General features: G+C 73.2%; 16 protein-coding genes. 8 read left to right on the forward strand and 8 right to left on the reverse strand.

Annotated elements, in window-relative coordinates; all coding sequences use genetic code 11:
- Positions 1 to 325 precede the first annotated feature (325 nt).
- Positions 326 to 1012: a LysM domain-containing protein gene (locus AB8Z75_RS23090; protein WP_369204977.1), complete on the forward strand. Its 687-nt coding sequence runs from the start codon at positions 326 to 328 to the stop codon at positions 1010 to 1012.
- Positions 1013 to 1172: 160 nt separating this feature from the next.
- On the opposite strand, the gene AB8Z75_RS23095 is transcribed toward AB8Z75_RS23090, so the two are convergent.
- Complete coding sequence (locus AB8Z75_RS23095) at positions 1173 to 1622, reverse strand: cold-shock protein (RefSeq protein ID WP_369204979.1); 450 nt, start codon at positions 1620 to 1622, stop codon at positions 1173 to 1175.
- 330 nt (positions 1623 to 1952) lie between these two features.
- Between AB8Z75_RS23095 and AB8Z75_RS23100 the strand changes: the two genes are divergently transcribed.
- The 4 genes from AB8Z75_RS23100 (at position 1953) to AB8Z75_RS23115 (ending at position 4085) form a co-directional block, all read left to right on the forward strand.
- The gene (locus tag AB8Z75_RS23100; protein WP_369204981.1) at positions 1953 to 2561 is read left to right on the forward strand and encodes a hypothetical protein; all 609 of its coding nucleotides are present in this window, start codon (positions 1953 to 1955) and stop codon (positions 2559 to 2561) included.
- A 164-nt stretch (positions 2562 to 2725) separates the two neighbouring features.
- On the forward strand, positions 2726 to 3238 hold the full coding sequence (locus AB8Z75_RS23105; protein ID WP_369204983.1) for a MarR family winged helix-turn-helix transcriptional regulator: 513 nt from the start codon (positions 2726 to 2728) through the stop codon (positions 3236 to 3238).
- Between the two features lie 152 nt (positions 3239 to 3390).
- A complete protein-coding gene (locus AB8Z75_RS23110) occupies positions 3391 to 3651 on the forward strand; it encodes a hypothetical protein (protein WP_369204985.1) in 261 nt (86 codons plus the stop codon).
- Between the two features lie 104 nt (positions 3652 to 3755).
- Positions 3756 to 4085 (forward strand): hypothetical protein, encoded by a 330-nt coding sequence (locus AB8Z75_RS23115; protein WP_369204987.1) that lies wholly within the window; start codon positions 3756 to 3758, stop codon positions 4083 to 4085.
- Positions 4086 to 4223: 138 nt separating this feature from the next.
- Here AB8Z75_RS23115 and AB8Z75_RS23120 read toward each other — a convergent pair whose 3' ends face one another.
- Positions 4224 to 4439, reverse strand: coding sequence for a DUF4236 domain-containing protein (locus AB8Z75_RS23120; RefSeq protein ID WP_369204989.1), 216 nt, complete (start codon positions 4437 to 4439; stop codon positions 4224 to 4226).
- A 103-nt stretch (positions 4440 to 4542) separates the two neighbouring features.
- On the opposite strand from AB8Z75_RS23120, the gene AB8Z75_RS23125 reads away from it, so the two are divergent.
- A complete protein-coding gene (locus AB8Z75_RS23125) occupies positions 4543 to 5256 on the forward strand; it encodes a type 1 glutamine amidotransferase (protein ID WP_369204991.1) in 714 nt (237 codons plus the stop codon).
- Positions 5257 to 5540: 284 nt separating this feature from the next.
- Here the strand turns inward: AB8Z75_RS23125 and AB8Z75_RS23130 are convergent, their stop codons facing one another.
- Positions 5541 to 5813, reverse strand: coding sequence for a DUF5133 domain-containing protein (locus AB8Z75_RS23130; RefSeq protein WP_369204993.1), 273 nt, complete (start codon positions 5811 to 5813; stop codon positions 5541 to 5543).
- 40 nt (positions 5814 to 5853) lie between these two features.
- Positions 5854 to 6702, reverse strand: coding sequence for a SigB/SigF/SigG family RNA polymerase sigma factor (locus AB8Z75_RS23135; protein ID WP_369204995.1), 849 nt, complete (start codon positions 6700 to 6702; stop codon positions 5854 to 5856).
- Between the two features lie 338 nt (positions 6703 to 7040).
- Between AB8Z75_RS23135 and AB8Z75_RS23140 the strand changes: the two genes are divergently transcribed.
- Positions 7041 to 8138: a hypothetical protein gene (locus AB8Z75_RS23140; protein WP_369204997.1), complete on the forward strand. Its 1098-nt coding sequence runs from the start codon at positions 7041 to 7043 to the stop codon at positions 8136 to 8138.
- A gap of 40 nt (positions 8139 to 8178) precedes the next feature.
- On the opposite strand, the gene AB8Z75_RS23145 is transcribed toward AB8Z75_RS23140, so the two are convergent.
- On the reverse strand, positions 8179 to 8313 hold the full coding sequence (locus AB8Z75_RS23145) for a hypothetical protein (protein ID WP_369204999.1): 135 nt from the start codon (positions 8311 to 8313) through the stop codon (positions 8179 to 8181).
- Between the two features lie 126 nt (positions 8314 to 8439).
- Between AB8Z75_RS23145 and AB8Z75_RS23150 the strand changes: the two genes are divergently transcribed.
- Complete coding sequence (locus AB8Z75_RS23150; RefSeq protein WP_369205001.1) at positions 8440 to 9918, forward strand: FGGY-family carbohydrate kinase; 1479 nt, start codon at positions 8440 to 8442, stop codon at positions 9916 to 9918.
- Between the two features lie 118 nt (positions 9919 to 10036).
- Here the strand turns inward: AB8Z75_RS23150 and AB8Z75_RS23155 are convergent, their stop codons facing one another.
- The 3 genes from AB8Z75_RS23155 to AB8Z75_RS23165 all read right to left on the reverse strand — a co-directional run.
- Complete coding sequence (locus AB8Z75_RS23155) at positions 10037 to 10765, reverse strand: polysaccharide deacetylase family protein (protein WP_369205003.1); 729 nt, start codon at positions 10763 to 10765, stop codon at positions 10037 to 10039.
- A complete protein-coding gene (locus AB8Z75_RS23160; protein WP_369205005.1) occupies positions 10762 to 11655 on the reverse strand; it encodes a DMT family transporter in 894 nt (297 codons plus the stop codon). The genes AB8Z75_RS23155 and AB8Z75_RS23160 overlap by 4 nt, the downstream gene beginning before the upstream one ends.
- A 7-nt stretch (positions 11656 to 11662) precedes the next feature.
- The coding region (locus tag AB8Z75_RS23165) for an SDR family NAD(P)-dependent oxidoreductase (protein WP_369205007.1) at positions 11663 to 12139 on the reverse strand (477 nt) is incomplete at its 5' end.

Raw genomic sequence — 12139 nt, forward strand, 5'->3', positions numbered from 1 at the left:
CGTGTCCACGGCCCGTCGGGGCCCCGGAACCCCCCCCTCCGGTGCCCCGCCGGGCCGGGGCCCCTCCGCCCGTGTGCGGACCGCGCCGCCACGCGAGGCACCGGAACCACACCCTCCGGTGCCCCGACGGGCCGTGGACACGTCTCGGCGGCGCCGGGTACCGCCCATCGGGGACGCCCGGTACCTCTGCCCGAGTGAAAGATCGGCCAAGCCGAACGGATCGTCAGCCCGGGGAGCGCCCAGGAGGAGTTTGCTACCGCCCTGACGGGCTTTCCTCTGACCCCAACAGAGAGTCTCCGGACTCGACGGTAAGGACCTGATTCAGATGCGTAAGACCAAGATCGCCACCTTCGGCGTCCTCACGGCGGCCGCGGTCGCCGTCCCGGCGACTCCCGCCTTCGGGCAGGAGGCGCAGTCCGCCGGCACGCACACCCACGCGGAGGCCACCGCGCGGGCCCAGGGCACCACCGGGTACGAGACGCAGGGCACCACCGGGTACGAGGTGCAGCCCGGCGACACCCTCTCCGAGGTCGCACAGCGCCACGGGACCACCTGGCAGGAACTGGCCGAACGCAACGGCCTTCCCGATCCCGACCGGATCTTCCCTGGTCAGCGACTGGAGGTCGCCGGSSCGMRYACCSYMCMGCCGGCYSCCTCCGCGCCGCCCCCGGCGCAGGAGGCAACCCCCGAGGCACCACAGGCCTCACAGGCGCCGCAAGCGCAGGAGGAGGAGTCACAGGAAGAGGCGGCTCCGGAGGCCACGCGGTCCAAGCCCGGCTCCTCGGCCGCCTCCATGTCGGAGAACGCGGCGAAGGCGGAGATCATCCGCCGGGAGTCCAGCGGCAACCCCAACGCCCAGAACGGCAAGTACCACGGGTTGTTCCAGACCGACCAGCCCTGGGGCAAGGGCACGGTCGCCGAACAGCACGCCGGAGCCGAGCGCTACGTCGAGAACCGCTACGGCTCCTGGCAGGCGGCGCTCGCCCACCACAACTCGCACGGCTGGTACTGACCCCGCCGCGAGGCGCACGTACGCGTCGCGGCGGGGTCACGCCTGCCGCGTCGCACCTACCCGGGCCCGGTCCGCTCCCGTGTACGAGCGGACCGGGCCGCCCGGGGCCCGCGGAGGGCGCCCCGGGGCGGGCACGGACCGTGTGCGGGTGCCTTCGGTGTCAGTCCTCGGCCCAGCCGTGCTGCTTTCCGAACTGCACCAGCCTGCGGCGGATGTCGAGGATCTGCGCCCCGGTCAGCCCCGGCGCGGCTTCCAGCAGCAGTTCCGTGACCGCCCTGGTGTACTCCGCGACGCTGAGCACGTCGCACAGGGGATCGTCCGGATCGTCCGAGCGGACGGCGCCCGACGCTTCCCGGGGCGCGCCGGCGGCGGAGGGTGCCGGCGCGAACGGCGACATGTTCTCCGGGTTGTGCAGGAGCCGGACCGAGGAGGCCTTCAGTCCCCGGTCACCGTCCTCGATCTCGAATTCGACGGCTACGCCGGTGTGCACGTAGGACTCCGGCACCATCAGATCGTTCGCGTGCAGGAAGACGTCCTCGCCCCCGTGTTCCGGCGCGATGAACCCGTAACCCCGCGCACCGTCGAACCGGACGACTCGACCAGCAACCATGTCCCACCTCAACCACATCCCCGGGCCCCGTGCCCGGACACCTGGCCGGGATCCTAGCGAAGGGTGGCTGTGCGTGGGTATGGCAGGTGCTGCCGCCGTGCCCTGCGGGCAGGCAGGGCACGCTCCTGGGGCCCTGGTCACCCGAGGGGAGGAGCGCGGGAAACGAGGCAGGCGGGAGCCGTCCTGAGGGATTTTTCTTCGGGAGGTTTACCGATGCCCCGGGTGGGCACGGGCCCCATGCCGGGTCTCTTCTCAGAGCCCGATCCCCCATTTTTTTGTCAGGACGGTTTCCGCCTGCCGACGGGTCCGGAAGCCGGGGAGAAGGCGCGCATGTTCACCATCCTGCTCATCGCCGGTCTCGGCGTGGTCCTCGCGGTCGCCGTCGGGCTCGCGCTCCGCCTCAGGCAGGAGGCGGCGGACCGGGACGGAGAGGATCTGGAAGGCCGGTTCGGTCCCGAGTACGACCGCACCCTGGTCCGGCGCGGCGGCGACGTGCGCACCACCAGGCGGGAGCTGCGTACCCGGCTCAAGAGGTACGCCCAACTCAGGGTGGCGCCGCTCCACCGCGCCGCGCGCGAGCACTACCTCGCCCGCTGGTCCGCTCTGGAAGAGGACTTCTCGGCCGAACCGGGCCGGGCGCTCGACGCGGCGGAGGCCCTGCTGACGGAACTGGCAGCCGAGCGGGGCTACCCGGCGGAGGCGCCGTTCGAGGATCTGGCCGCCGCGCTGTCGGTCCACCACGCCCGCCGGGTCCACGGGTACCGCCGCGTCCACGAGGCGGCCCGCACCGCACACGCCGAGCACCGGGCGCCTCAGGACGCGCGCGCCGCCCTCCTCGCCGCCGGAGCCCTCTTCGACTCGCTGCTCAACGCCCGGGCGAGCGTCAGCGCACCGCCGCCCAGGCGTGCCGCGGGGGCGGTCCGCCCGCGGGTCAGCTGACGTACACCGGGTGAGCCGCCGCCGGGGCTGCCCCGAGGCGGTGAGAGGAGAGGGGTCGGGGCCTCGCCTCGGCTTGTGTCCGCTCGCCCACAGGGAGCGGTCTCGCCCACAGGGAGCGGTCTCGCCGACAGAGAGCGGTCTCGCCGATATGGAGTGGTACTGATATGGGTGTGAACCCTACCCCTCCCGGTCGTCACGCCCGTGATACCGCACAACGGGCGAGCGAGGTCATCGAACTGCTGGAGGTGTTGTGGGAACGCGGCAGGAACGCCGCGTCCACCGCGCCCGTCTCGCCGTCGCAGCTTCGGGTCATGTACTGCGTCGACCGCGACGAGGGCATGAACCTCCGGGCACTGGGTGAGGCGCTCGGATCCGCGCCGTCGTCCGTGAGTCGGCTGTGCGACCGGCTGGAGGCGATCGGCTTCGTGGAACGCTCGCCCAGCCCCACCAGCAGACGGGAGCTGGAACTGCGGCTGACCCCGCGTGGCCGCGCCTACCTGACGGATCTGCGCGAGCAGCGGGAGGAAGCGCTGCTGGAGCTGCTCGGCACCATGCGGGTGAGGGAACGCGAGGCGCTGCTCAAGGGGCTGCGGGGCTTCGCCGACGCCACACGAGGCACCGTCGTGCCCGGCCCTTCCGCGGCCGGTTCCGCCGACACCGCGCTCAAGCCCGCCTGAGCCGGCTCGGGTCCGTCCGGCACGCCGAACTGCCCCTGGTGCGTGGCCGCGTTCCCGTGCGGCGCGCGGCCCGTTTCCCGGATGCGCGAGGGCTACCCACACCGACGCGCACTCCCTAAGGTGTCGTCACCCGACACATGTGAGGGGGCGCAGTGTCTTATCCGGGACCGCCGTACCAGCCGGGACGGCCCGTCAACGACTCCAACACGCTGAGCATCGTGGGCATCGTGCTCGGTGCCATCGCGTTCGTCTTCTGCCCGCCCGGTTTCGGTATCGCGGGCCTCATCTGCGGCATCGTCGCCAAATCCAAACAGGAGCGGCTCGCCGGCACGGCGATCGGCGTCTCCATAGCCGGGATCGTCCTCGGCATGGTGATCGGTTACGTCTTCTTCCGCAGCATGTACGGAGGTTGACCGCCCCGTGGCCGGTGGACCGCCCCGTCGCGAACGCCCGCTCGGTCTCCGCGGGTTCGGGCGTCCGCGCGTTTGGGCGGCGCCCTGACGGCTACCCGCCGTGCATGGCTGACCCTGTGAAGAACGCGAAGACACAGAGCGCGAAGAAGTCCGCGGCGGCCACGCGGACCGCCACCGAGGCGGGCGGAGCCGCAGGAGGCTCAGCGGGCGAGGCCGCGAAGGGAGAGGCCGCCAGGACCACGCTGGCGTCCGCGACGACCACGGTCACGAGTGCCGCCACGGCCGGACTGGCCGCCGTCAAACAGCGCAAGAAGATCGCGGCAGGAGCGGGTGGGAGCCTGGCGGCGCTGCTGGCAGGCGCGTTCGCGCTGGGGCGTACGACGACCCGCAGAAGGGCGGGACCGCTGACACGTCTGACTGGTGGCCGCCTCTGACGCGGTGCCCGCGCCGAGGCCGGAGGGGCCGGTGAAGCCCCTCCGGCCTCGGCGTCCGTTCTGGGGGTGCGGGGGCTTGCGCGCGCCACGTCGGAACTGCCGACTCCGGCGCGCGCGACGGCCGCGCGCACCCGCCGCTCAGCGCCGCGTGGTGCCCCGTCGGCCGACGCGGCGGCTGCTGCGCCGGTAACCGAACGGGCCGGGAAGGTCCATCGACGTCGTGCGGCGGCCCCGGGAGCCGTACGTCCGGCGCCCTCCGCCGGGGCCGCCCACCCTGAAGGACACCGACCGACGGTTGATGTTCATCCGTACTCCCGGCAGAATCCGGATGCTCTTCCGGAACGTGAGCCCCATGGTTCCTCCCTCTCGGAACACCGACACTGTGCGGGTACCCGGCAGGCCGGGCGGCACGCCGGCGAGCGGCGTCGGACGAGGGGCGGCACGAAGGAGCGAGGACATGCGGGTGTTGGCAGTGCAGAACACGCCCCGTGGCGGGCCGGGCCGTGTCGGTGACTGGCTGGAGGAAGCCGGAGCCGCCATGGACGTCCTCCACGCGTACGCGGGTGAGGCCGTGCCGTCGCGGCTGACGCATGCCGCGCTCGTGGTGCTCGGAGGCGGCTTCATGCCGAACGACGACGCGCGAGCACCCTGGCTCGGCGCGACGCGCGGGCTCGTGGCGACAGCGCTCGCCGAGCGGACGCCCTTCCTCGGCATCTGCCTGGGCGGGCAACTGCTGGCGCACGTCGCGGGCGGCAAGGTCGCGGCCCGGCACGGAGTCCCGGAGATGGGCAGCACGGCCCTTACCGTGCGGACGGAAGCGGCAGCAGATCCGCTCTTCCACTCCCTGCCCGCGCAGGTCACGGCGATCGAACGGCACGTGGACGCGGTCACCTCGCTGCCACCGGGCGCGGTCTGGCTGGCTCGGAGCGACCGCTGCCCCTACCAGGCCTTTCGCGTGGGGGAGCGGGCCTGGGGTGTGCAGTTCCATCCGGAGACCGCCCCGGAGCGGTTGCTGACCTGGGACCCGGCGAGCCTCGCCGAGCACGGTGACGACCGGGAGGCGCTGCACCGCCGGGCCGAGGAGGACGCGCGGACGGCGACGCCGGTCTGGCACGAGGTGACCCGCCGGTTCGCCGCACTGATCCGGCGGGCAGCAGCAGCCGGCCGGTGAGCTGCCACGCCACGCGCGGGCGACCGGACACCGGGTCCGGCCACCCGCGCGTGGTGGAGCTGCGGGGGCGGTGCGGGCCGCGCCCTCTTCGGCGGGCTACGGGACCCCCGCACCGCAGGCCTCAAGCCTCAGGCGCACTGCGGGCTTCAAGCCTCAGGCGCACCCCAGGCCTCAAGCCTCAGGCGCACCGCAGGCTTCAAGCCTCAGGCGCATTGCGGGCCTCAAGCTTCAGGACATGGGGCTTGAGGCCGCAGGGCTCGGGCACAGGCCTCAGCGCCCAGACCTCAGACCCCGGCCCCCGCCGAGGTGACGGCGGTGGGCCCCGGGTCGGGGCTGTCCAGGACGGAGTCGTCCTCGACCCGGGCGCCGGGGAGGTGGTGCCGGGCGGCGATCAGCGCGGCGTCGATGTCGCGGGTGCCGGTGGACACGCACAGGGTGTAGGCCACGTCGTTGAGGCGCTGCTGGGATTCGGGGGAACCGTCCTCGGCGTGCAGGGCGCTGAGCGCCTCGTACTGCTCGACGAGATCGCGGAGAACGGCGGGATGTGCCATCAGCATGGTGATCGTGCTCCCTTGCGGGTCGGTGTCGCCGTCGGTGTCACACACGGGCCGCGCGGGCGCCCGAGACGCAGCGCGGGCGTGCGGCCCTGCGGTCGTGTTCGACCTGGTGGCGGACGTGCTCGAAGCTCTTGCTCAGCAGCCGGGAGACGTGCATCTGCGAGATGCCCAGCTCCTTGCCGATGCGGGACTGCGTCATGTCCCGGAAGAAGCGCATGTACAGCACCCGGCGCTGGCGCTCGGGCAGGTCGCGCAGACACGGCTTGACGGCTTCCTTGGCGACGACGGTCTCGTAGTCGGGCTCGCTGTGGCCGAACGTGTCGGCCAGCGAGAAGCCGTCGTCGGAGTCACCGGTCGAGGCGTCCAGCGACAGGGAGCGGAAGCTCCCGATGGCCTCCAGCCCGGCTTCGACGTCCTCCTGCGACAGACCGGTGTGGGCGGCTATCCGCTCCGCGGACGGCGTGTGGTCGTCGACCGCCGAGCTCAACTCGCGTATCGCGGCACGGACCTTGTTGCGCAGTTCCTGGACGCGACGCGGCACGTGCACGTCCCAGGTGTGGTCGCGGAAGTGGCGGCGGATCTCTCCTGTGATGGTGGGAACGGCGAACGGCACGAAGGGGGTGCCGTGGGACGGGTCGTAGCGGTCGACGGCCTTGACGAGGCCGAGCGCCGCGACCTGTTCGAGGTCTTCGAGGGATTCCCCGCGGCTGCGGTACTTGCCCGCCAGCCGGTGGGCCATGGGCAGCCAGGCCTCGACGAGCCGACTGCTCAGCTCCTCCCGCTCGGGGCCCTGGGGAAGAGCGGCGAGCCGCTCGAAGTCCCTGGACGTGTCGGGGGCGTCGGCATGGCTGTGACGTGCTCGCTGCGGGCGGTACCGTACGGCGCACATGGGATTCGGCTCCTTGCGGTCTCGCTTACACCTGGACCAACCGCGGGAGGAGTGCGGTGCCCGGGTCTCGACACACCCGGGGCGATCGTCTGCGGTCGCCTCCCGCGGATGTGCCTGTACTCCCAAGCACTCGGCGTCTCGTATATCCGGTGTCCTGAGCGGTAAACCCCCGTGCTGCCGAATTTCTCCAACGCGGCGGTTATCCCCCGACACCGTCCGCCGGGCCGCCGGTGGCCGCGCCCGGCTCCCGGCCCTCCGGCTCCCCGGCCCTCCGGCTCCCCGGCCCGCCGGTCCCAAGGCCGGCGGTCGGGCGGTCCGGCGGAGACTAAAGTCGGGGCATGACGAGGACGACGCCGCCCCGCCCGCGCGATATCGAGGCGCTCTTTCCCGAGCTGGCCGCCTACCGCGGTACGACGACACGGCTGCATCCGCGCCCGGGGGCACCGGGGGTGGCGGACAGTTCGGTCGGCGGGCCGCTGCTGTGGCCCGCCGACGAACCGTGGCCGGTGTGTACCGAGCCGCATCCGCGGCGACGCGGGCGGCTCGTCGCCCATATCCATCGCGCGCGGCGGGTGTCTGACGAGGCGTGGGCCCGCTCCCCGCAGACCGGCCCGACGGATGAGGAGCGGGCGCTGCTGGAGGAGTTGCGCCGTGAGTACCGCGTCGAGGGCCTCGCCGACACCGATCCGCTCCCCTTGCTCGGCGTCGCCCAGTTCTACCGGCGGGACGTGCCGGACCTGCTGCCGGGACCGGACGGCTGCGACCTGCTCCAGGTCTTCTGGTGCCCCTTCGACCGGCACGGAAGGACGGGGTACGGCATGTCGCTGGACCTGCGCTGGCGGCACTCGTCGCAGGTCACCGAGGTGCTGTCCCAGCCGCCGCAGCCGCAGGTCGTGGGCTGGGACGGCTATGTGCCCGAGCCGTGCGTCCTGCATCCCGAACAGGTGGCGACCTACCCCTTCGAGGGGCTGCTGCCCGAGGAACTGGCGGCCGGCCTCGCTGCCTGGGAGAAGGCGGGGGAGGAGCGCGCGGCCGAGCGGAAGGAGCACGGCAGGTCGCACGAAGAGGCCGACGGCGAGCCGGCCGGGCCCGGGTCCGTGCCATCGGCGCCGGATGAGCCCGAGCGCGTTCCGTGCTACCAGTACGACCTGTCCATACCGCCTGGCTGGCGGGCGGGGGGGTTCGCTTCCTGGCACGTGACCGACGCGTACGCCATGAATTGCCGGACCTGCCGTGAGCCCATGGAGCTGTTGCTGACGATCGACAGCTTGGAGTGGGACGGGGGCAACGGCAGTTGGATGCCGCTGGAGGAGCGCGACGCCAGTCCGCGTCCTTCCAGCACGCCGACGGAGGTCGTGGTGGGCCGAGGTGGGGAGCTCAACATCTTCGCCTGCCCCGCCGACCCCGCCCACCCGCACGACTGGAGTGTCCAGTAGGTGCGGCTGCGGCGTCCGGCGGGCGCCGCTCGGAAGGCCGCTACCGGTAGAGCACGGACTGGATCTTCGGGTCGTCGATGTTCTTCCGGTCGTACCAGTAGAAGCCCGTGTTGATGGTTTCGGGCAGATTCTCGCCCTTCGTGGCCTTGAGGGCCGCCTTCACCCCGGTCAGCACGACGACTCCTGTCGAAAACGATTTCAGGGAGTGTGGGGACAACACTTCGGCGGGTCAACAGGCGTGCGCGAGGTGCCGACACGGCGAAACGTTGACGCTGAAATCGATTTCTGCCAGCCTGCGCGCATGGTCCTCAACGCAGTCCTGGGCGTGGACATCGGCACCTCCAGCAGCAAGGGCGTCCTGGTCGCACCGGACGGCACGCTGCTGCGCTCCGCCGTCCGCGAGCACGCCGTCGACCGGCCGGCGCCCGGGCACGTGGAGATGGACGCCGACGTCTGGTGGAGCGAGTTCGTCTCGCTCTCCCGCGAGCTGACCGCGCCCGGCGACGCCGAGGTGGTCGCCGTCGGGCTCAGCGGCATGGGCCCCTGCGTCCTGCTCACCGACGCCGACGACACCCCGCTGCGCCCGGCGATCCTCTACGGCGTCGACACCCGCTCCGTCGACCAGATCGACCGGCTCAACAAGGAACTGGGCGCCGAGCAGATCCGCGCCCGCTGCGGCTCGCAGCTCTCCAGCCAGGCGGCCGGAGCCAAGATCGCGTGGGTCGCCGAGGAGGAACCGGAGCTGTACGCCCGCGCCCGCCGCCTCTACATGCCCAGCTCCTGGCTGGCCCGCAGGCTCACCGGCGCCTACGTCCTCGACCACCACTCGGCGAGCCAGACCACCCCCCTCTACGACACCCACGCCCTGGACTGGTACGCCCCGTGGGCCGCACACACCGCCCCCGGCCTGCACCTCCCGCCGCTGCGCTGGTCCGGCGAGGCGGCCGGCACCGTCACCGCCGAGGCGGCCCGGCAGACCGGGCTGCGCCAGGGCGTCCCCGTCACCACCGGGACCGTCGACGCCTGGGCCGAGGCCCTGAGCGTGGGAGCGCACCAGGTGGGCGACCTCATGCTGATGTACGGCACGACGATGTTCCTCGTCCACACCGTCCCCGAGCTGCTCACCGACCCGGCGCTGTGGAGCACCGTCGGCGCCCTGCCCGGTACCCGCAACCTCGCGGGCGGCATGGCCACCTCAGGTGCCGTCACCGGCTGGCTGCGCGACCTGTTCGGCGACACCGACTACGCCCGACTCCTCCGGCTGGCCGAAGAGTCCGGGCCCGGCGCCGGCGGACTGCTGATGCTGCCGTACTTCGCGGGGGAGCGGACTCCGGTCATGGACCCGCACGCACGCGGCGTCATCGCGGGGCTGACCCTCTCCCACACCCGGGGCGACCTCTACCGGGCCGCGCTGGAGGCGACCGCGTACGCCGTCCGGCACAACATCGAGGCCCTGCGGGCGGCGGGCGGCGACATCCGCCGGGTCGTCGCCGTGGGGGGCGGCACCCAGGGCGGCCTGTGGACCCGCATCGTCTCCGACGTCACAGGACGGCCCCAGGAGCTGCGCACGACCTCCATCGGCGCCAGTTACGGGGGCGCTCTGCTCGCCGCGCAGCTCGTCGGGGAGGCCTCGATCGACGACTGGAACCCCGTCCGCGAAGTCGTCACGCCCCGGCCGGAGGCCGCCGCCCGGTACGACGAACTCTACGGCCTCTACCGCGCCCTCCACCCGGCCACGGCCGACGTCGTCCACGCCCTCGCCGCCCACCAGAACCGCTGACGGACCCGCCCCCGCCTCCACSCTCCGGCCCAGGAGCGCCCCGGCCCCGGCGCTGCCGCTGTCCGGTCGAGGCCACGGCCCCGCGTCCCGGGCCGAGTACGGGGCGGGGGCGCGGTCTTCACGCCCCCGCCCCGTGCTCGGCCAGCGGACCGATGCCCCAGCCCGCCGCACGGCAGCGCGCCACCAGGTAGGGGAGGGCCGCCAACGTCACGTGCCAGGAGCCCGGGGCGCTGTTGCGGTCGCTGTCGTGCAGCAGGACGGTCGCGCCGCCGGTGAGCCGCTTGCACAGGTCGCTCAGCACGCTGTCGGTGTCGGCGCGGGCCTGCCAGTCGCGGCCCCACGCCGTCCACAGCACAGGGCGCAGTCCGAGCCGCCGCGCGGCCCGCCACCGGGTGGCGGTGAGCACGCCGAACGGCGGCCGGTACCAGCGGGGTTCGGCGTCCGCGATCTCCCGCAGGGCGAGGACCGCCCGCTCCAGGTCCCTGCGCTCGGCGACGGGACGCGGCAGCCACGGCGGCTGGTGTTCCCAGCAGTGCACGGCCAACTCGTGGCCCTCGGCGGCCATGGACCTGACGAGGGCGGGGTGGCGGCGCACGGCCGCACCCTGGAGGAAGAACGTCGCGCGGACGCCCAGATGGTCGAGTTCGCGCAGGAAGTACGGGGTGGAGCGGACATCGGGGCCGTCGTCGAACGTCAGGGCGACATGGCGCGGGCTGCCGCGCCCGTCCAGCGCGGGGAAGAGGGCAGCGCGTACCGGCGGCAGCCAGGTCGCGGCAGGGACGATGTGCCAGGCGGCCACCGCCACGGGTGCGGTCGCCGCTGCCAGGAGCACGCGGCGGCGCCTCACCACATGTCCTTCCGGCTCTCCCCGTCGCCGGAGTCTCCCGCCACCGCGGGCGAGCGGGCGAGCTGGACGCTGCCCACGCTGATCAGCGCGAGGGCGACCAGCTCGGGGACCACCAGCCAGCCCAGCGTCAGCCGCTCGTCGAACAGGGTCGCGCCCAGCACCACGCTCAAGAAGGCGTCGCCCAGCGTCAGCGCGGGCTGCGAGGCCACCAGCGTTCCCGCGTGCAGCGTCAGTTGCAGCAGCAGGAACCCGGCCACCCCCGCGACCACCACGCCGTAGGTCTGCCACGCCGACAGCAGCCGCACGAGCCCGTCGTCGGCGAGCCGCGAGATCGCGTCCTTCATCAGCGCCGCCGTCACCCCGAACAGCACGGCCGTCGCCGACCCCAGCACGGTCGCCCGCGGCGCCGACGGCAGCCGGAAGGCGACCACCACCAGCGCCACCACCAGCGCCACCACCAGGGGAGCCGCCACCAGCCACCTGCCGTCGGGCACGGACGCCTTGCCGCCCGACGGCCACACCAGCGCCAGCAGCGCGGCCAGCCCCACGACCATCGCCACGAACGCGCCCCACGCCCGGCGCCCCGGACGCTGCCGGAAGACCAGGCTGCCCAGCATGAGAGTGAACAGCAGCTCCGTCGTCATCACCGGCTGCACCACGGCCAGCGGCCCGGTGGCCAGCGCACCCGCCTGGCACACCCCGGACGCCACCAGAGTCACCGCGCCCCACAGCCACACCGGACGGCGCAGCAGGTGCGGCAGCCACGACAGCCGCCGCCCGGACGGGCCCGGCCCCTCGACGGCCGCGGCCCGCCGCTGCAACACCGAAGCGGCGGCGTTGCCCAGCGCCGCGAGCAGCGCCAGCACGAGGGAAACCGCCGTCCACCACACGTGTGCCCTACCCGAAGCGCTGGGCGAGCGAGCGGAACACCCCGGGAGCCGCGCCGTGCAACCAGGCGGGCATCGCCATCCAGGACGGCACGTACGCGTTGGGACGGCCCGTACGCAGCGCCCGGCAGACGGCCCCGGCGACATGCGTCGCGGGCACGGGCCTGGGGCGGTCCCGGTGGTAGGGCGTGCCGCGGCGCTGGAAGAACGGGGTGTCGACCGCGCCGGGAAGCACCATCGAGACCCGCACCCCGCTGGGCGCCAGCTCGTAGCGCAGGCTGTCGGCGAACGTGGTCAGCCCGGCCTTCGTCGCGGCGTACACCGCCTCGCCGCGCACCCCGACGCTGCCGGCCACGGAGCCGATCAGCACCACACGGCCGCAGCGCCGGTCCACCATCCCCGGCAGCACCAGCCGCACCAGGTGCAGCGTGGCGTTCAGGTTGACGGTGAGCAGAGCGTCGATGTCCTGCGCGGGCATCGCCGTGAA

The sequence above is a fragment of the Streptomyces sp. PU-14G genome (assembly GCF_041028275.1).
In the GTDB taxonomy this organism is placed as follows: Bacteria; Actinomycetota; Actinomycetes; order Streptomycetales; family Streptomycetaceae; genus Streptomyces.

What these genes read in the sequence shown, in the direction of transcription:
- AB8Z75_RS23120 (WP_369204989.1), bottom strand. Translation starts at nt 4,439, where the DNA reads ATGGGGCTCACGTTCCGGAAGAGCATCCGGATTCTGCCGGGAGTACGG.
- AB8Z75_RS23125 (WP_369204991.1), top strand. Translation starts at nt 4,543, where the DNA reads ATGCGGGTGTTGGCAGTGCAGAACACGCCCCGTGGCGGGCCGGGCCGT.
- AB8Z75_RS23130 (WP_369204993.1), bottom strand. Translation starts at nt 5,813, where the DNA reads ATGCTGATGGCACATCCCGCCGTTCTCCGCGATCTCGTCGAGCAGTAC.
- AB8Z75_RS23095 (WP_369204979.1), bottom strand. Translation starts at nt 1,622, where the DNA reads ATGGTTGCTGGTCGAGTCGTCCGGTTCGACGGTGCGCGGGGTTACGGG.
- AB8Z75_RS23115 (WP_369204987.1), top strand. Translation starts at nt 3,756, where the DNA reads ATGGCTGACCCTGTGAAGAACGCGAAGACACAGAGCGCGAAGAAGTCC.
- AB8Z75_RS23105 (WP_369204983.1), top strand. Translation starts at nt 2,726, where the DNA reads ATGGGTGTGAACCCTACCCCTCCCGGTCGTCACGCCCGTGATACCGCA.
- AB8Z75_RS23100 (WP_369204981.1), top strand. Translation starts at nt 1,953, where the DNA reads ATGTTCACCATCCTGCTCATCGCCGGTCTCGGCGTGGTCCTCGCGGTC.
- AB8Z75_RS23140 (WP_369204997.1), top strand. Translation starts at nt 7,041, where the DNA reads ATGACGAGGACGACGCCGCCCCGCCCGCGCGATATCGAGGCGCTCTTT.
- AB8Z75_RS23135 (WP_369204995.1), bottom strand. Translation starts at nt 6,702, where the DNA reads ATGTGCGCCGTACGGTACCGCCCGCAGCGAGCACGTCACAGCCATGCC.
- AB8Z75_RS23150 (WP_369205001.1), top strand. Translation starts at nt 8,440, where the DNA reads ATGGTCCTCAACGCAGTCCTGGGCGTGGACATCGGCACCTCCAGCAGC.